The organism is Gilliamella sp. B3367 (assembly GCF_026536825.1).
In the GTDB taxonomy this organism is placed as follows: domain Bacteria; phylum Pseudomonadota; class Gammaproteobacteria; order Enterobacterales; family Orbaceae; genus Gilliamella; species Gilliamella apicola_E.
Window position 1 is genome coordinate 1 of sequence record NZ_JAFNNJ010000015.1, and the last position, 19,036, is coordinate 19,036.

16 protein-coding genes are annotated in these 19,036 nt (G+C 38.3%); 12 read left to right on the forward strand and 4 right to left on the reverse strand.

Annotated elements, in window-relative coordinates; translation table 11 throughout:
- Positions 1–47: 47 nt before the first annotated feature.
- Positions 48–1,388 (forward strand): hypothetical protein, encoded by a 1,341-nt coding sequence (locus tag J3U23_RS11855; protein ID WP_267339318.1) that lies wholly within the window; start codon positions 48–50, stop codon positions 1,386–1,388.
- 631 nt (positions 1,389–2,019) lie between these two features.
- A complete protein-coding gene (locus J3U23_RS11860) occupies positions 2,020–2,349 on the forward strand; it encodes a Grx4 family monothiol glutaredoxin (protein ID WP_065563338.1) in 330 nt (109 codons plus the stop codon).
- A 46-nt stretch (positions 2,350–2,395) separates the two neighbouring features.
- On the opposite strand, the gene rnt is transcribed toward J3U23_RS11860, so the two are convergent.
- Entirely contained in the window at positions 2,396–3,043 is a 648-nt protein-coding gene (gene rnt, locus J3U23_RS11865) for a ribonuclease T (RefSeq protein ID WP_065563336.1), read from the reverse strand.
- A 427-nt stretch (positions 3,044–3,470) separates the two neighbouring features.
- On the opposite strand from rnt, the gene J3U23_RS11870 reads away from it, so the two are divergent.
- The 7 genes from J3U23_RS11870 (at position 3,471) to cysZ (ending at position 10,170) form a co-directional block, all read left to right on the forward strand.
- Positions 3,471–4,229 (forward strand): Nif3-like dinuclear metal center hexameric protein, encoded by a 759-nt coding sequence (locus J3U23_RS11870; RefSeq protein WP_267339319.1) that lies wholly within the window; start codon positions 3,471–3,473, stop codon positions 4,227–4,229.
- A 96-nt stretch (positions 4,230–4,325) separates the two neighbouring features.
- Positions 4,326–5,204, forward strand: coding sequence for a 4-hydroxy-tetrahydrodipicolinate synthase (gene dapA, locus J3U23_RS11875; RefSeq protein WP_065563334.1), 879 nt, complete (start codon positions 4,326–4,328; stop codon positions 5,202–5,204).
- A gap of 34 nt (positions 5,205–5,238) precedes the next feature.
- Complete coding sequence (gene bamC, locus J3U23_RS11880; RefSeq protein ID WP_065563333.1) at positions 5,239–5,988, forward strand: outer membrane protein assembly factor BamC; 750 nt, start codon at positions 5,239–5,241, stop codon at positions 5,986–5,988.
- Positions 5,989–6,226: 238 nt separating this feature from the next.
- Complete coding sequence (gene purC / locus J3U23_RS11885) at positions 6,227–6,937, forward strand: phosphoribosylaminoimidazolesuccinocarboxamide synthase (RefSeq protein ID WP_267339320.1); 711 nt, start codon at positions 6,227–6,229, stop codon at positions 6,935–6,937.
- Positions 6,937–7,392 (forward strand): DUF441 domain-containing protein, encoded by a 456-nt coding sequence (locus tag J3U23_RS11890; RefSeq protein WP_065563331.1) that lies wholly within the window; start codon positions 6,937–6,939, stop codon positions 7,390–7,392. The genes purC and J3U23_RS11890 overlap by 1 nt, the downstream gene beginning before the upstream one ends.
- Before the next feature lie 3 nt (positions 7,393–7,395).
- On the forward strand, positions 7,396–9,279 hold the full coding sequence (locus J3U23_RS11895) for a tRNA(Met) cytidine acetyltransferase TmcA domain-containing protein (protein WP_267339321.1): 1,884 nt from the start codon (positions 7,396–7,398) through the stop codon (positions 9,277–9,279).
- 105 nt (positions 9,280–9,384) lie between these two features.
- Positions 9,385–10,170, forward strand: a complete 786-nt coding sequence (cysZ, locus tag J3U23_RS11900; protein WP_065563329.1) for a sulfate transporter CysZ — start codon at positions 9,385–9,387, stop codon at positions 10,168–10,170.
- Position 10,171: 1 nt separating this feature from the next.
- On the opposite strand, the gene J3U23_RS11905 is transcribed toward cysZ, so the two are convergent.
- From J3U23_RS11905 to J3U23_RS11915, 3 genes are read right to left on the reverse strand one after another with little or no spacing between them, the layout of a single operon-like run.
- On the reverse strand, positions 10,172–10,357 hold the full coding sequence (locus J3U23_RS11905; protein WP_065563328.1) for a YpfN family protein: 186 nt from the start codon (positions 10,355–10,357) through the stop codon (positions 10,172–10,174).
- A gap of 48 nt (positions 10,358–10,405) precedes the next feature.
- The gene (gene dapE / locus J3U23_RS11910; RefSeq protein ID WP_267339322.1) at positions 10,406–11,533 is read right to left on the reverse strand and encodes a succinyl-diaminopimelate desuccinylase; all 1,128 of its coding nucleotides are present in this window, start codon (positions 11,531–11,533) and stop codon (positions 10,406–10,408) included.
- Positions 11,534–11,546: 13 nt separating this feature from the next.
- A complete protein-coding gene (locus J3U23_RS11915) occupies positions 11,547–11,903 on the reverse strand; it encodes an ArsC family reductase (RefSeq protein WP_267339323.1) in 357 nt (118 codons plus the stop codon).
- Positions 11,904–12,907: 1,004 nt separating this feature from the next.
- Here J3U23_RS11915 and J3U23_RS11920 point away from each other — a divergent pair.
- From J3U23_RS11920 to J3U23_RS11930, 3 genes are all read left to right on the forward strand, one after another.
- Positions 12,908–14,254, forward strand: a complete 1,347-nt coding sequence (locus J3U23_RS11920) for a hypothetical protein (RefSeq protein ID WP_267339324.1) — start codon at positions 12,908–12,910, stop codon at positions 14,252–14,254.
- 806 nt (positions 14,255–15,060) lie between these two features.
- On the forward strand, positions 15,061–16,416 hold the full coding sequence (locus tag J3U23_RS11925) for a hypothetical protein (protein WP_267339325.1): 1,356 nt from the start codon (positions 15,061–15,063) through the stop codon (positions 16,414–16,416).
- A gap of 926 nt (positions 16,417–17,342) precedes the next feature.
- On the forward strand, positions 17,343–18,653 hold the full coding sequence (locus J3U23_RS11930; protein WP_267339326.1) for a hypothetical protein: 1,311 nt from the start codon (positions 17,343–17,345) through the stop codon (positions 18,651–18,653).
- Positions 18,654–19,036 lie beyond the last annotated feature (383 nt).

Sequence of the window (19,036 nt, forward strand, 5' to 3'; positions counted from 1 at the left end):
CCTGTTTTCGATCCTTTTCCCAATTATCCCGGCAGATTGTTTTTTTCGTGGCTTTTTTTCTTCCTTTTTCGGGTCACGCATTGACTTCACAGACAACTAGGAATGCGATACAGGGTAGTGCACCTTATCTGACTTTTGACGGTGGTCGTACACGTGTTGTTGATACTAGCGGTTTGCTTGGGATTACACTATCTGATGGTACACAATATACTCCTTCAACCAATCCTTCATATTCTTCAAGACCAATCGTCTTGCCAGGTGAGGGGCAGAGTTTTGCTGATATTGGTATGTTGGTTCCTACTGATACTAATTCAGTCGATTTAAGTTCTCTTATTGGTCCTCCTAATAATTATTGGGGTGATGATGATGGTGATTCTGGTGTTACTGCTACAGGTTCTTTGAGTTTATCTATCGTCGATAAAAGCGGTCAGTCTGTATCACGTAGTACTGTGCTAGAGATTTGTAAGGCACCTTATAAGGTTACGTTGTCCAGTACTGACGGTACATTATCCACACGTTATGGGGTTCCTAATAGTCGAGCTTTCCATAATGGCTATACGACTTATTACATAAATCCTAAGGCTGCGCCCATCGTTTGTTTTGCAGTATCTTATTCTTCTTCTAATAATGGTACTAGGCCGTCTTCGATGTGGGACCCTCGTAATGGTTTTATCCCTCAGTCAACAGACCCATCATCTTACGGTAGAAACTTTCCTACTACAGGTCTTAATGGATTGTACTTTGATTTACTCATTAGTGGTAGTAGTCAACCATTGTCTTGGTCTCCTGTTTCTCAGGGAGGTATCACAGTCACAATGTCTAATTCTACTGCTACAAGTGTACGCGTTACTTTAACGGGTCCTTACGCTACCAAATCCCAACAGAATTCATCCAGTCCTGATGGTCTTCCCTCTCTTTCTTTGCCTCAGACCTTCGAGTTGGTCGGTCGTGATACTAATGGTACTCCAGTTGTTAAATATGGTTTTACTTTGAAGCAGTGGTTCGTCAACCGTGGTAATAAGCAGGACACTTATCCTAATACATTATCTTGGTGTAATAGTATTGGTTATCGAGTACCTAAGGTAAAGGATTTAACCAATGCATCTTGTCAGCCAGGCTATCAGGAAGATTGGTGTCGTGGTTCAGTCGGCGCCACACCTTCCTCAGATGGTAATTTTTTCCAGCGTTACATAGGTGCTGGTTTTTCTTCGGAGTGGGGCTCTATGCACGTATATTCAGGCGCTGGCTTCGAATACAATCAATATTACAGGACTAGTGACCCCTACTCGGATGATGGTAGGTACATGTATCTCGTGGGTCCAAGCTTGGGCGATGTGCTTCGGAACTACGCCACCAGCACCTCCTACGGGATTTGCGTCTATCCTTAGTATTGATTTCTTCGTCCTTAATCCTTAGGAGTGGGGGTGATTAAAAAATAGTATCAGGTAATTAAAAGTAAGCTTAAAGTGAATGTCGTTGAGTTATAAAAAAGTGATTTTGTGGCTTAGCGATGCTTGCATCACCCGTTCTTAGGCGGGTTTATTTTTGAGGTGTTTTATCGCAAAAAAGTTGAGGAGCGGGGTTTTCTAAGCCCCCAAAAATATTATTTTTATAACCCTTTTTTTAATCAAAAAATAAAATAATTAAAAATCATAACTTTAAAAAGATAATAAAAAAAAGGGTTTTTAAAACTCCAAATGCCCTTTGCCTTTTTGCAAACAATGATTATAGTATGTCTTGTTCTAGGTTTATGCCGAGTAGGCAGTTTATAAAATAAAATTTTCGAATCAATCAATACCAGTCCGTTTATTCAGTGCAGATAATATCCCGTTTCTTAAAAAGTTGAGGAGCGGGGTTTTTGAATTATCATTTTTATTAAAAATCCCCCTCAATCTGAAATATCTAATTTATCTATTAGAGTGAAAGCTGAAATCTATATAACCTAGTTAACTTTCTACGTTAAAATAACTAACTTTATTTTTTATCGCAAATTAAAGGACAAACCTAATGACAACCGAATTGACAACGCTTGATAAGATTAAACGCCAAATTGCCGAAAATCCGATTATTCTTTATATGAAAGGTTCGCCAAAATTGCCAAGTTGTGGTTTTTCAGCTCAAGCTGTGCAGGTGTTATCGCAATGTGGTGTGCCGTTTGCGTATGTTGATATTTTACAAAATCCAGATATTCGTGCTGAATTGCCAAAATTTGCTAACTGGCCGACCTTTCCACAACTTTGGGTTGAAGGGGAGTTGATTGGTGGTTGTGATATTATGTTAGAGATGTTTCAAACCGGTGAACTGCAAACCTTGATCAAAGAGACGGCAGAAAATCATAAAAACGATTAATAATGTTGAGAAAGAGAGCGCTAAGCTCTCTTTTTTTATATTTTGACTATTCTTCTGTTTTCGGCTCGACTAAAGGCCAGCCACCTAATCGTTTAAAACGGTTAACGATTTCACAAAATAAAATAGCAGTCTTTTCGGTATCATAAAGAGCTGAATGTGCTTGTTTATGATCGAACGGGATATTTGCCGTTTCGCAGGCTTTAGCCAGAACTGTTTGCCCAAAGACTAAACCACAAAGTGATGCCGTATCAAAAGTCGCAAAAGGGTGGAAAGGGTTGCGTTTAATACCCACTCTTTCAGCGGCAGTCATCAAAAAACTGTGATCAAAATGCGCATTATGTGCCACTATTACAGCACGGGTACAGTCATTGGCTTTGATTCCGGTGCGAACTAATTTAAAGATTGCCTCAATTGCCTCTTTCTCATCAACCGCGCCTCGTAACGGATTATTGGGATCAATGCCGTTAAAAGCTAACGCTGTTGGCTCTAAAATAGCATCGGCAAAGGGATTGACATTAAATTGCAATGTTTTATCAGGCTCGAGCCAGCCGTCATCTGTCATTTTAAGCGTAATGGCTGCGATTTCTAAAATAGCATTGAGTTTTGGATCAAATCCGGAGGTTTCTATATCGATAACCACGGGATAAAATCCTCGAAAGCGTTCACAAAGTTTTGGCACAATAGTTAGTCTTATCTATCTAAAATGAGAGGTATTATGCCAGTTTTTACTTTTTTCGCCTAGTTTTACCTACTTAAATCAATTAAGTTTTTAACTTAGTATGACCAGTTAATCCTCTTAAGTTTTATTCTTTATAGGCGTTATTAGCATCTTACTTATCCTATTTTGCTTTGCTATCAAATTTTACTACTGTGCGTTAAATCTATATTAAGCATGTTGTCCCGAAATCTAAACTAGCCAAGTGAGTGATTAAATTTGAGACTTAATCTTGAGTAAGCAGGATGGTAAAAAACTTAAAATAATTGTTTAATTAATCATAATATCGGGTGAGATATTACGAGAAAGCGACTATAATTAGCGCCAAACAAAAGGGCGAAAAGTTTTTATCTTAAGCATTTTGTTAAGACTGTTTTAGTTTAATTCTAAGGTTTGCGAGGGCATTGTGCATAATTTCGAACTTCAACACATCATTGATACACATCTGCAAGTGACACGATATCGTGACTATGCGCCAAATGGTTTGCAAGTTCAAGGTCGACCGGAGATTAGCAAAATTGTGACAGGGGTAACGGCTTGTCAGTTATTGTTAGATAAAGCGGTTGAGCTAAATGCTGATGCGATTCTTGTTCATCATGGCTATTTTTGGAAAAATGAGCCAGAGACAATTACTGGCATAAAGTATCATCGAATGAAGACGTTACTTAGCCATGATATCAATTTATATAGTTATCATCTTCCATTAGATGGTCATCCAGTATTGGGTAATAATGTGTTGCTTGGGCAAATGTTTGATATTACGGTTGATGCGCGTGATGATATTACCGATTTGCTTTTTAAAGGCACGTTAGCGAATCCGTTAACCGCAATTGAATTTAAACAGCTACTTGAACAGAAGCTACATAATGGTCGCCATTCAGTTTTATTTTGTGGTGATAATGCCCCAGCAGTGATTAAGCGAGTTGCATGGTGTAGTGGTGGTGGTCAGGATTATATTGAAACGGCTGCTCAGCAAGGCTTTGATGCTTTTTTTACTGGAGAAGTATCGGAACGAACCATTCACATTGCCCGTGAATACGGTATCAATTTTTATGCTTGCGGACATCATGCCACAGAGCGATATGGTATAAAAACATTAGGAGAATGGTTATCGACTAACCATGGCTTAGAAACTATTTTTATCGATATTGATAATCCTGCATAACAAAAGTTGAATTTAAATAAGAAATATCGCATACTTATTCGCAGTTTTTTTAATCTTTAAGTTGTTTTATAAACACAGAATATGAGAGGTCGCTTTATGTTTACAGGAAGTCTGGTCGCACTTGTTACTCCAATGGATACGAAAGGAAATGTGGACCATGTAAGCCTAAAAAAAATGGTCGAATATCATATTGAAAATGGCACATCTGCTATTGTATCAGTAGGAACTACTGGCGAATCAGCAACGCTTGATCATCATGAGCACATTGATGTTATTAAACGCACTATTGATTATGCAGATGGTCGAATTGATATTATTGCTGGCACAGGTTCAAATGCCACCAAAGAAGCGATCGAATTAACTCGTCAAGTTGAAAATATCGGTGTAGTAGGTTGCTTAACGGTAGCGCCTTACTACAATAAACCAACGCAAGAAGGTTTATACCAACACTTCAAAGCGATTGCAGAAAGTTCTCCATTACCTCAAATTATTTATAATGTTCCTGGTCGTACTTGCAGTGACATTAAACCAGAAACTGTCGGTCGATTAGCTAAAATTAAAAACATTGTTGCGTTAAAAGATGCAACGGGTGATCTGTCTCGCGTTTACAAAACTCGTAAATTAGTTGGCGAAGATTTTAAGCTATTAAGTGGTGATGATGCGACTTTCTTAGACTTTATCATTTTAGGTGGTGATGGTGTTATCTCGGTAACCGCTAACGTAGCAGCGAAACAAGTTGCAACCGTTTGTGAATTGGCATTTAATAACCAAATCCAACAAGCACGCACGTTAAACGATACTTTAATGGGTCTTCATACTCATCTATTTATTGAACCAAACCCAACGCCAGCAAAATGGGCGTGTACTCGTTTAGGTTTAATGGCAAACGGTACTATACGTTTACCATTAGTGCCATTGAGTGATGCTTCTATTCCTGTAGTTGAACAAGCATTAAAAGATGCTAAATTAATTTAAAATTGACTATAACCTTACTTAAAAGCAGAAATCTATGTTGAATAAAACTGAATTGAAAAGCAATGCCTTTAAAAAACTAGCTGTTTTATCGGTTATTACATCGATGTTTATGGTTGGATGTAGTAGCGATCAAAGTTATAAACGAGAGGTTGATGGCAATGAAGATTACCTCAATTCGCCCGCTTTAAAAGCGTTAATTATTCCTGAAGGTGTTTCTGTTCCAGTTGAATCTGGTGATTTTTATGTGGACAACAACAAAATTGATGGTGCCGTTGGTAAACAACTTGATATTCGTCCACCAACATTAGCTATTGCAACTATCCCAGAATCTTTTGTACATCATGAACAAAACACTGTTACCTTTAACGTGCCAGTTAGTTATGGTGTATGGAATAATATTCCAAATACGTTGAATAAACAAAATATACTGGTTAGTTCAAGCGATAGTAAAACCATTAAAACAAATAATGCAATTATTTCCCGCCAAGATGAACAACAACCGGTTGAGGCTTCTTTTGTCTTTACCCGCCATAATTTAGGCGCAACAGAAACTATCACTATCGTATTAAGTTCATTAACACGTAGTGGTGAAAATCTTATGTCACAGCCGATCGAAGTTCAGCGTTATGTAGTTGGATTATTTAATCAAATAATGGATGATGTCGCACCTGAATCGCTACGAACTGTGCCAGTTAAAACAGATGAAAAAGAGTCAGATACAAATAAAGAGCTGAAAGAAGATCTTAAAGACAGTGTCAGAGATAGCATCAGAAATGATCGCTAATTTAACGATTAGATAATCTTTCATCTAAATGAGTTAAAACCGCGTAAAGCCGATTTTAACCCAATAGCGGAGTAACTTACCTTTGCTATATAAATGAATGTTTATAACTACAGTTTATAACTACAATTTATAACTACGGTTTATAGCGAACACTTATAACAGCAAGGTACTTGATTTGAAATTAAGGGGCGAATAGCTCCTTAATTATTTATTGGCAATTTGATATAAGGTTATAAACATGAAAAAGTTGGCTGAGCTTTATCGTGGTAAAGCAAAAACGGTTTACACCACTGACAACCCAGATCTATTAATCCTTGAATTTCGTAACGATACCTCGGCATTTGATGGACTGCGCATTGAGCAGTTAGATCGAAAGGGGATGGTTAATAATAAATTTAACTATTTTATTATGACCAAGTTACGTGAAGCAGGTATTCCAACTCAAGTTGAAGCCCTATTATCAGATAATGAAGTTTTAGTTAAAAAACTTGATATGGTGCCAGTTGAATGTGTCGTTCGTAATCGAGCTGCTGGTTCATTAGTAAAACGTTTAGGCGTTGAAGAAGGCAAAATCCTTAATCCCCCAACATTTGAACTTTTCTTAAAAAATGATGCCCTGCATGACCCTATGGTCAATGAGTCACACTGTAAAGCATTTGGCTGGGCAACGGATGAGCAGTTAGCAACGATGAAGGAACTTAGCTTTAAAATAAATACCGTGCTAACAGAGCTTTTTGATAAAGCCGGATTGATTTTAGTTGATTATAAATTAGAGTTTGGTCTATTTCATGGCGAAATCACATTAGGCGATGAGTTTTCACCAGATGGTTGCCGTTTATGGGAAAAAGAGACCTTGAAAAAAATGGATAAAGATCGCTTCCGTCAAGGTTTAGGTGGTGTGATTGAGGCCTACGAAGAGGTAGCCAAACGTATTGGTGTTCTACTTTAATGTTTGCCCAATTTGATATCTCCTTTTTTTTATTATTAGGTTTAGCTGCACTGTGTTATATCACGCATAATAACACAGTGACCTTTGCAGTATTGCTACTGTTGTTATTCAAATTAACACCGCTAGCAACCTATTTTCCGTTCTTAAATCAATATGGATTAACCATTGGCATTGTCATTTTAACGGCGGCTATGATGGTGCCTTTAGCGGATGGCTCGTTAAAAATTACCGATATTGTAAAATCATTCACCACCTGGCAATCGTTACTGGCTATTTTAGTTGGCATATTAGTCTCATGGTTAGGCACGCGTGGTATATCCTTAATTGGTGCTCATCCAACTATAATTAATGGCTTAATTATTGGTACACTTATTGGTGTTGCCTTTTTCAAAGGGATACCGGTTGGTCCATTGATTGCAGCAGGAATTTTATCCTTATTGATTGGAAAAAGTTAATCAATGATTAATAGCACCAGAAAGCTATGGGTGTTAAACGGTTCGCATCCCCAATTATTTAATCAAGTCAGCGCTATTATTCAACAGCACCCGGGCGATTGGCTTACAGTTACCACAAAAACAGATTTGCCCGAAGCGATTAGCCATCATATTCATCCCAATCAAACCAAATCATTACTTGGCAAAGAGTTTAAACATGCTATTTTCGATGCCACAGAAGGTTTTAATTTAGATGCTTTTGCGATGCTAGCTGGCACTTTAATCAAAGGTAGTGTGCTAATTTTATTACTGCCCGATGATTTGACCAATTGGATAGACCAAGATAGTTTGCGTTGGAATGAATCTACAAAGCCGATTCGTGTGCCCAATTTTGTTCAACATTTACAACAAACCTTATCAAAATTTGCCACAGAAAAGCCACCAGAGTTTACGCAGCAGGATGATGGGCAAAAGGATTTAACCGAGCAACAGGATTTAACCGAGCAACAGTTAGTGCTGAACCAACTCCTACAAAGCAATAGTCGTTTAAATATCTTAATGGCTAAACGAGGGCGCGGTAAATCAGCATTAGCTGGGCAATTTACTCATTATCATGAATGCTGGGTAACAGCACCGAATAAAAGTGCGCTAACGACTTTTTTTCAGTTTGCTAAACCAGGAACACCGTTTTATGCGCCAGATCAACTAATTGAAATGGTCGATCATCCATTTCCTGAGTGGTTGATTATTGATGAAGCGGCGATGATCCCATTGCCAATGTTGGAGCAACTGCTAAAGCTGTCACCATCGACTAAAATCCTATTGATCACAACGGTAGAAGGTTACGAAGGAACAGGGCAGGGGTTTTTATTAAAATTACTGGACAGGCAAATTTGCCAGCGATTTTATCTTAATTCGCCTATTCGTTGGCAAGATAACGATCAACTCGAACAACTTTGCGATAACTTATTGCTTAATGGCGTCATAAAATCGCAAACCAATGAGCAAGCTACCGTCTATTCTCTTAACGAAAGAACAGATATCGACCTACTTAAGTCTATCTACAATTTATTAAAAACGGCTCATTATCAAACAACCTTGGTTGATTTAAGACGACTATTTGATGCACAAAACTTAGCTGTTTGGCAGGTCCAAAAAGGTGATCAACTTATTGCTGGCGCAATTACGATTGATGAAGGTAATTTGACTGATGACTTAATCGATGCCGTTTGGAAAGGCACACGCCGACCAAAAGGCAATCTTGTCGCGCAATCATTGGTTGCACATGCTGGTGATAAACTAGCGGCAAAACTAAAATCGGTCAGAATTAACCGTATTGCGGTTATAGAGCCTTATCGACGTCAACATATCGCCCTGAAGTTGGTCGAAAAGATCTATCAACAAGCAATGAAAAATCACAACGATTTTGTCTCTGTCAGTTTTGCTTACAGCGCCGTTAATTATCAATTTTGGCATAATTGTGGCTTTACCTTAGTCCATATTGCCAGCCATAAACAAGCCAATTCTGGTAGTTATTCAATGATGGCAATCAAACCCATCACTCAGCAAGGTTATGAACTAAGCCAACGTTTAGCGGAAAATTTAAGGCGTAATAGCTATTGGCTTAATGCTATTATCGATTTACCTTTCAGCCAACTTATCACCATTGATGATCAGCAGGCGTTAACTCATCAAGATCTTCAGGATCTGCAAGGATTTTGTAATTATCATCGACCGTTTGAAGCAACTTATCCGGCACTGTGTCGTCTAAAACAGGCAACAAATGGTAAAATACCTTCACTATTATTACAAAATAGTGAATCGATAAATAAACTACCAAGTCGAAATGAGATGATCCAAGCTATCAAACAAGAAGTAAAAACATGGCTTGAAAAATTATCAAACTGACCAAATAAAGATCAGCTAATTTACGATCAAAAAATGAAAAGTCAGTTGCCGTCAGATGAAAACTACGTTTAAAATGACGCCGATTTTAAATAAAAGGATCCTATTGTGTTAGAAAATAAATCACAACATTCCAATTCTAAATCAGGTATAGAATACTTTTTCCAAGGCTGGTCTTTAGCATTTAGTCCTGGTTTAAAACGCTTTGTATTTTTACCGTTGCTGGCTAATATCGTTATTATGTCAGCGCTATTTTATTGGTTTTTTGTTTCAATCACTGGCATGGTGGATTGGGGCTTATCGTTTATGCCAAGTTGGTTGCACTGGTTGGGCTACATCATTAGTGCTATTGTCATTTTAACTTTAACAATTTTATTTTGTTATTTTTTCAGTACGATAACCAACGTTATAGCTGCGCCTTTCAATGGTCTGCTGGCCGAACAGGTAGAAGCACAGCTCACCGGTGTACCTGCGCCTGATACCTCTTGGTTGAGTTTAATAAAAGACTTACCTCGCATCTTAAAGCGCGAGTTACAAAAATTTGGCTATTATTTATTATGGGCGATTCCGATATTGCTAACCTACTTGATTCCCATCATCGGGCAATCGGTTACTCCGATAGTGTGGTTTTTATTTACTGCTTGGCAGATTAACATCCAATATGCGGATTATGCCTTTGATAACCACAAAATCTCTTTTGAGCGTATGCGCCAATTATTAAGACAAGATCGCGCTGACAATCTGCTATTTGGTATGTTAATCAGCTTCTTTACCATGGTGCCATTATTGAATTTAATTATTATGCCAATTGCGGTTTGTGGCGCGACAGCGATGTGGGTTGATCGCTATCGTCACCAAGCTATTTTTGCAAGTAAAAGTCAGGACTTTCGATAATTTATTTTTGCTTAGGACGACTTGGCCAATCGTCGTCCTCATCATCAGAATAAGGGATAGGTTTTATCCCTTTCTTTTTTTCTAAATAGTGCTTATAGCTTAGTTTATTCAGTGCTTTAATTGTATTAATAAAGATCCCCACCAAAATAATAAGAATCACCCACCAATAATCTTTAAGCCACTCCATTTAAATCCCCTTGAGTTTTTAGCACAAAGCATGATCTCATATTAAAATCTATAGTAACTTTTCTAAAATATCGATATAGATAGCTTGTAATGTAATGACATCTTGGCAATTTACATTTTCATTCACTTTATGAATAGTTTTATTTAACACACCAAGCTCAATCACCTGACAACCTAACTTAGCAATAAAACGCCCGTCGGATGTTCCGCCACTGGTTGATAATTTGGTATCAATTTGTGTAAAGGCCTTAATTGCACTTGCTGCTGCATCAGTTAGCTCGCCTTGTGGTGTTAAAAATGGATGGCCGGACAAACGCCAATTTAACGTATAGTTTAAATGATGTTTTTGCAAAATCGCCTCGACTTTTGCTTTAATCATCTCATCGGTTAACTCACTACTATAACGAAAATTAAATTGCACTGACAAATCACCAGGAACCACATTTTCAGCGCCGGTACCACCATTAATATTGGCTATTTGCATTGTCGTTTGTGGAAAATATTCATTACCATTATCCCAAACCGTCGTTACCAGTTCATTTAAAGCAGGCGCAAATTTATGCACCGGATTATCAGCAAGATGAGGATAAGCAACATGTCCCTGAATACCATGTACCACTAAATTGGCTGTCAAAGAGCCACGACGACCATTCTTAATCTGATCACCAAGAACACTATCACTTGAAGGCTCACCAACAATACAGTAATCGATCTGTTCTTGACGTTTAATCAGCAAATCAACCACTTTTACCGTACCATCGGTTGCATCTGCTTCCTCATCGGAAGTCAGCAAAAACGCAACCCGACCAGTATGGTCAGGATATTTTTTAACAAATGTCTCAGCGGCACAAACCATAGCCGCTACGCCACTTTTCATATCGGCAGCGCCACGACCGTACAAGATACCGTTTTCATCAATAGTTGGCTCAAAAGGCGGGTAACACCACTTACTCTCATCACCAGCTGGCACCACATCAGTATGACCGGCAAACATCAAAGTTTTACCACTACCATGGTAAGCCCAAAGGTTTTTCGTCTTACCAATATTTACCTCTTCAATCACAAAGCCTAACGGCTTTAGACGATCGATAATCATCTGCTGGCAGTTCTTATCATCGGGGCTTATTGATCTTTCAGCAATCAATGCTTTGGTTAGTGCAATAACAGGTTCAGTCATGGTGATCTCGATCTTATGATTTAGGTTTAACAAATTGCGAATAGCTCTCGTCAGAAAATCCCAACAAAGCCCGCTTACCATCAACAAGTAGTGGACGCTTTAAAATAGAAGGATTAGCTAACATAATCTTGATAGCGGCATCTTGATTATCAACTTGATTACGTACTGTCTCGTCAAGCTTACGCCAAGTCGTACCACGAGTATTTAACAAACTCTGCCAATCAACAAGTTTTAATAAATCACTTAACAACTCAGCCGACAAACCATCGGTTTTGTAATTATGAAATTGGTAACTAACTTGATGATCATTGAGCCAAGTAAACGCTTTTTTCATGGTATCACAATTCTTAATTCCATAAATAATATACATAACTATTTGCCCTAAAATGAAAAGATAAATCGATTATAACAGCTAAAAAACAGCAAACAAAGGGAAAGCGGGTTTTGTAAAATGGATGATTTTTTGATAAAAAAGTTGAGGAGCGGGGTTTTCTAAACCCCAAAAAATATTATTTTTATAACCCTTTTTTTAATCAAAAAATAAAATAATTAAAAATCATAATGTTAAAAAGATATCAAAAAAAAGGGTTTTTAAAACTCCAAATGCCCTTTGCCTTTTTGCAAACAATGATTATAGTATATCTTGTTCTAGGTTCATGCCGAGTAGGCAGTTTAGAAAAAACAGGCAAATAATGCCTGATCAGGTTTTTAGGTTCATGCCGAGTAGGTAGTTAATAAAATATAATTTTCGAATCAATCAATGCCAGTCAGTTTATTCAGTGCAGATAATATCCCGTTTCTTAAAAAGTTGAGGAGTGGGGTTTTTGAGGTTCTAAATTTTACATAAAAACGTTTAAATGATCACAATCACGATTTTAAACACTAAAATAAAATTTTTGAGGATCAATAACCTTAATTTTTAAAGATTTGTAATGATAATATCTTTAATTAAAACAGTAATTAACTAAATGTCGTCTAGATCCTTTTTAGAGCATCTTTACGAAAGTTAACGCAATTGAGTGAAAAAAAATGTTGCATCGTCTTTTTCCAATCACTATACTTTTTTAACAATTTTAGCAAAGAAGCTAAAATTTGATAAAAAAAGCATAAAATTGCAAATAAATCAAAAAATTACTTGACAGGATTGTCGCATATGTTTTATAATTTTCAACAGGCAACAGGCAACAGGCAACATGGCCAACCTCTAATTTAAATTCGTCTAAGTCCAGCTCCCAACTTAAATTTTTCACTATCGCTTATTTTTTCATGCGATCAAGTGAAATTCTGCGAATTTTCGCGCGATCGTTTTCTGGATCCTTTTTTAGATCCTTATATCTTCTACAATTATCCCGGTGGATCCATTTAGGTCTATTCGTGGTGTTTTTTCTTTCTTTTCCCAGTCATGCATTGACTTCACAGACAACAAAAAATCATATTGAGGGTAGTGCGCCGTATTTGACTTTCGATGGTGGTCGTACACGTGTTGTTGATGCTAACGGTCTGCTTGGGATTACTTTATCTGACGGAACTAGGTACACGCCTTCTACCAATTCATCATCTTTTTCAAGACCTATCTCCTTGCCGGTTGAGGGACAGAGTTTTGCTGATATTGATATGTTGGTACCTACTAATACTAATTCAGTCGATTTAAGTACTCTTATCGGTCCACCTAATAATTATTGGGGAGATGATGATGGTGATGCTGGTGTTACAGCTACTGGTCGTTTAAGTTTATCTATCGTCGATAAAAACAATCAACTAGTGTCGCGTGATACTGTGTTAACGACATGTAATGATTCTGCACCTTATCGTGTTACATTAACTAGTACTGATGGTACATTGTCCACACGTTATGGTGTTCCTAGTAGTAGTACTTTCCGTGAAAGTAGTGTGACTTATTACGTCAATCCAAAGCTTGGTACATCAGTTTGTGCTAGAATTGATTTTGCCATACCTAATTTGATTTTTGGTACAGATGATTATGCTGGTCCAGCTTCGATGTGGGACCCTTATTATGGTTTTCTCACACAAAAAACAGACCCATCCTCTTACGGTCAAAACTTTCCTACTACTGGTATTAATAATTTGCGTTTTGGCTTAGAGATTAGTAATGTTAGTCAACCTTTGTTTTGGTCTTCCGTTTCTAAGGGAGGTATTACAGCTACAATGTCTGATTCTAGCTCTCACTTCGTTCGTGTTACTTTAACTGGTCCCTACGCTACCGAATCCCAATGGAATTCTAGCAATCCTGATTTTATTGCTAAGCCTTCTTTACCTCAGACATTCGAGTTGGTTGGTCGTGACGCTCAAGGTAATCCAGTCGTTAAATATGGTTTTACTTTGAAGCAGTGGTTCCTCAGCCGTGGTGATGTGCATGGCCATTATTCTGATCATTTATCATGGTGTAATAGTTTTGGTTATCGAATGCCTAGCGTAAAGGATTTAACCAATGCATCTTGTCGTAATACAAATTTAAGTTGTCGAGGCGCTGCCAGCGCTACCCCTTCCTCACCTAGTAATCATTTTATGCGTCATATTGGTTCTGGCCTTTTCGCGGAGTGGGGGCATATGTCCTATTATTCAGCCATTGACCTTCCTGTCAACGCCAATTGGTTCTTTACTAGTGATTCCAATGGCCGTGAACAGTTTATCGTGCACTCGGACAACGGTGCTGTGGATTCGACCAGCGAAAACGTCTTCGGGCTTTGCACCTATCCTTAGTTCTTATTTCTTCGTCCTTAATCCTTAGTGCCGAGGGTTGGGGGTGAGGAAAAATAGTATTAAGTGATTAAAAGTAAGCTAAAAGTCAACGTCGTTTAGCCATAAAAAGCGATTTTGTGGCTTAGCGACGCTTGAATTACCCGCCTAGGCGGATTTATTTTTGAGGTGTTTTTCATCAAAAAAAATTGAGGAGCGGGGTTTTTGAGGTTTTAAATCTCACTTAAAAATTATTAAATGATCCAAATCACTAAATTTCTAATTCAAAGCCCTAAAATAAAATTTTCAAGGATCAATTGTTCTAATTTTAAAGATTTATAATTGCGATATATTTAATTAAAACAATAGTTAACAAATTATAAGTTAGATCCTTTTTAGATCCTGTTTACAAAAGTTAACGTAAATGAGCGAAAAAAAGTGTTGCATCGTGTTTTTCCAATCAATATACTTTTTACACGGTTTTAGCTACGAGGCTAAAATTTGACAGAAACGTATAAAATTGTAAATTAATCAAAAAATTACTTGACAGGATTGTCACATATGCATTATAATTTTCAACAGGCAACAGGCAACAGGCAACCTGGCCAACCTATCTTTTAAATTCGTCTAAGTCCAACACCCAGTTTAAATTTTTCACTGAAACTTATTTTTCTACTCAATCAAGTGAAATTCTGCGAATTTTCGCGCGATCGTTTCCGCGATCCTCTTCTCGATCCTCTTTCCGATCGTTTTTCGGATCCTCTTTCAGATCATCTTTAAGATCCGGTTTTCGATCCTTTCCCAAATTATCCCGGCAGATTGTTTTTTCCGTGGTTCTTTTTCTTCCTTTTTCCAGTCACGCATTAACTTCACAGACAACTAGGAATGCGATACAGGGTAGTGCACCTTATCTGACTTTCGACGGTGGTCGTACTCGTGCGGTTGATGCTAACGGTCTGCTTGGGATTACTCTATCTGACGGAACTAGGTATACTCCTTCTACCAATTCATCATCTTCTTCAAGACCTATCGTCTTGCCGGTTGAGGGTCAGAGTTTTGCTGATATTGGTATGTTGGTCCCTACTAATACTAATTCAGTTGCTTTAAGTTCTCTTATCGGTCCTCCTTATAATTATTGGGGGGATGATGATGGTGATTCTGTCGTTAGTGCTACAGGTTCTTTAAGTTTATCTATCGTCGATAAAAACAATCGGCCTGTATCACGTGATACAGTGTTAACGACATGTACTGATTCTGCACCTTATGAGGTTACGTTATCTAGTACTGACGGTACATTATCTACACGTTATGGTTTTCCTAATCGTAGTACTTTCCGTGAAAGTAGCGTGACTTATTACGTCAATCCTAAGGCTGAGCCTGTGGTTTGTTTTGCTCGGCCTAACTTATTGGCTGGTAAGCTTGGTGATTGGCCTCATGACCCATCTGCTGATTTTGCTGGCCCATCTTCAATGTGGGACCCTGCTAATGGTTTTATCCCTCAGTCAACTGGCCCATCTTCTTACGGTAGAAACTTTCCTACTACTGGTGCTAATGGATTGTACTTTGATTTACTCATTGGTGGTGTTAGTCAGCCATTGTTTTGGTCTCCTGTTTCTCTGGGTGGTATCACAGTTACAATGTCTAATTCTACTGCTACAAGCGTACGCGTTACTTTAACTGGTCCTTACGCTACCGAATCCCAGCGTAATTCATCCAGTCCTAGTCCTCTTTCCACTATTTCTTTGCCTCAGACCTTCGAGTTGGTCGGTCGTGATAGTAATGGTACTCCAGTCGTCAAATATGGTTTTACTTTGAAGCAGTGGTTCGTGAACCGTGGTTCTAAGCTGGACAATTATTCTAATACTGTATCTTGGTGTAATAGTCTTGGTTATCGAGTACCTAAGGTAAAGGATTTAACTAATGCATCTCGTGATTGGTATTATAATCCTATATCCATCGGCGCCAGCCCTTCCTCTTCTAGTAGGTATTACATGCGTCATATAGGTTCTGGTTTTTTCACGGAGTGGGGCAAAATGGATGATTACTCTGGCGTTGGCTTCATCAACTCTTGGTATTGGACTAGTGACCCGGATGGTAGTGCCCAGTTTTTCGTGGGCACTTACTACGGTCACGTGGATTCGCTCTACACCCACTACGGCATCCACGGACTTTGCTCCCATCCTTAGTTTTTATTTCTTCGTCCTTAATCCTTAGGCCGGGGGTGGGGGGGGATAAAAAATAGTGTTGAGTGATTAAAAGCAAGCTGACTCAAGGAGTCAACGTCGTTTAGCCATAAAAAAAGCGATTTTGCGGCTAAGCGGCGTTTGAATTACCCGCCTAGGCGGGTTTATTTTTGAGGTTTTTTATCGCAAAAAAAGTTGAGGAGTGGGGTTTTTGGGGTTCAAAATCCTGCTTTGATATATTGTCTCAAATAAATAATTCCGCTTTAAACTGTATCGTTTTTTAGTAGTCGTTTTTTACATCAAAAAAAGTTGAGGAGCGGGGTTTTTGAGGTTTTAAATTTCACTTAAAAAGCTTTAAATGATCAAACTTACTAAATTTCTAATTCTAAGCCCTAAAATAAAATTTCCGATGATCTTTAATCATATTTTCAAAGGTTTGTAATGATAATATATCCAATTAAAACAATAGCTAATCAATCATTATTTAGATCCTTTTAGATCCTATTTACAAAAGTTAACGTAAATGAGCGAAAAAAAGTGTTGCATCGTGTTTTTCCAATCACTATACTTTTTACACGTTTTTAGCTACGAGGCTAAAATTTAACAGAAAAGTATAAAATTGTAAATTAATCAAAAAATTACTTGACAGGGTAGTCTAAAATGCATTATAATTTTCAACAGGCAACAGGCAACAGGCAACCTGGCCAACCTATCTTTTAAATTCGTCTAAGTCCAGCACCCAGTTTAAATTTTTCACTGAAACTTATTTTTCCACGCAATCAAGTGAAATTCTGCGAATTTTCGCGCGATCGCTTCCGCGATCCTCTTCTCGATCTTTTTTCCGATCCTTTTTCCGGTCGTTTTCCGGATCCTGTTTCAGATCCGGTTTTCGATCTTTTTCCCAATTATCCCGGCAGATTGTTTTTTCCGTGGTCTTTTTCCTTCCTTTTTCGGGTCACGCATTGACATCTCAGACAACTGCAAATCAGATACAGGGTAGTGCACCTTATCTGACTTTCGACGGTGGTCGTACACGTGCGGTCGATGCTAACGGTCTGCTTGGGATTACTTTATCTGACGGAACTAGGTACACGCCTTCTACCAATTTATCATCTACAACCCCAATCTCCTTGCCCGTTGAGGGTCAGAGTTTTGCTGATATTCGTATGTTCGTCCCAACTAATACTAATTCAGTCGATTTAAGTACTCTTATCGGTCCTCCTAATAATTATTGGGGGGATGATGATGGAGATAGTGACGTTACTGCTACTGGTCGTTTAAGTTTATCTATCGTTGATAAAAACAATCGGCCTGTATCACGTGATACAGTGTTAACGACATGTACTGATTCTGCACCTTATGAGGTTACGTTATCTAGTACTGACGGTACATTATCTACACGTTATGGTTTTCCTAATCGTAGTACTTTCCGTGAAAGTAGCGTGACTTATTACGTCAATCCTAAGGTTGGGCCTGTGGTTTGTTTTGCTCGACCTAGTTTTAATTACGGTACAGGTTATTTTGCTGGCCCAGCTTCAATGTGGGACCTTCGTAATGGTTTTATCCCTCAGTCAACTGACCCGTCACTTTACGGTAGAAACTTTCCTACAACTGGCGCTAATGGGTTGTACTTTGATTTACTCATTAGTGGTGTCAGTCAGCCATTGTTTTGGTCTCCTGTTTCTCAAGGTGGTATCACAGTCACAATGTCTAATTTTACTGCTACAAGGGTACGCGTTACTTTAACAGGTCCTGCTGCTACTCAATCCCAGAAGGATTCATCCAGTCCTGGTCTTATTTCCAGACCTACTTTGCCTCAGACCTTCGAGTTGGTCGGTCGTGATAGTAATGGTGCTCCAGTCGTCAAATATGGTTTTACTTTGAAGCAGTGGTTCGTGAACCGTGGTTCTGTGTATAAAGATTATTCTAATACATTATCTTGGTGTAATAGTCTTGGTTATCGAATGCCTCGCGTAAAGGATTTAACAAATACAAAAGAATATAATTTAGGCGCCACCCCTTCCTCGTCTGGTAATTATTACATGCGTCATATAGGTTCAGGTTTTTTCACTGAGTGGGGTGATATGCCTGATTATTCAGGCGTTGGCTTCAGCTACGGTTGGTACTGGACTAGTGACCCTTCTTATGATAGTAACCAGTATGTCCTGAGCTCTGGCGACGGTTACGTGTATTGGATCTACACCTCCGACGGCTCCAACGGACTTTGCTCCCATCCTTAGTTTTTATTTCTTCGTCCTTAATCCTTAGGGCGGGGGTGGGGGTGATAAAAAATAGTGTTGAGTCATTAAAAGCAAGCTGACTCAAGGAGTCAACGTCGTTTAGCCATAAAAAAAGCGATTTTGCGGCTAAGCGACGCTTCAATTACCCGCCTCGGCGGGTTTATTTTTGAGGCGATTTTATCGCAAAAAAAGTTGAGGAGCGGGGTTTTTAGGGGTTCAAAATTCGCTTTGAAATATTGTCTAAAATAAATAATTCCGCTTTAAGTTGTGACGTTTTTTAGTGGCCGTTTTTTCCATCAAAAAAGTTGAGGAGCGGGGTTTTTGGGGTTTAAAATTCTGCTTTGAAATATTGCCTCTAATAAATAATTCCGCTTTAAACTGTG

Excerpts from the sequence above, each read along its gene's own strand:
- dapA (WP_065563334.1), top strand. The coding sequence starts at position 4,326 with ATGTTTACAGGAAGTCTGGTCGCACTTGTTACTCCAATGGATACGAAA.
- bamC (WP_065563333.1), top strand. The coding sequence starts at position 5,239 with ATGTTGAATAAAACTGAATTGAAAAGCAATGCCTTTAAAAAACTAGCT.
- purC (WP_267339320.1), top strand. The coding sequence starts at position 6,227 with ATGAAAAAGTTGGCTGAGCTTTATCGTGGTAAAGCAAAAACGGTTTAC.
- J3U23_RS11890 (WP_065563331.1), top strand. The coding sequence starts at position 6,937 with ATGTTTGCCCAATTTGATATCTCCTTTTTTTTATTATTAGGTTTAGCT.
- J3U23_RS11895 (WP_267339321.1), top strand. The coding sequence starts at position 7,396 with ATGATTAATAGCACCAGAAAGCTATGGGTGTTAAACGGTTCGCATCCC.
- J3U23_RS11905 (WP_065563328.1), bottom strand. The coding sequence starts at position 10,357 with ATGGAGTGGCTTAAAGATTATTGGTGGGTGATTCTTATTATTTTGGTG.
- dapE (WP_267339322.1), bottom strand. The coding sequence starts at position 11,533 with ATGACTGAACCTGTTATTGCACTAACCAAAGCATTGATTGCTGAAAGA.
- J3U23_RS11915 (WP_267339323.1), bottom strand. The coding sequence starts at position 11,903 with ATGTATATTATTTATGGAATTAAGAATTGTGATACCATGAAAAAAGCG.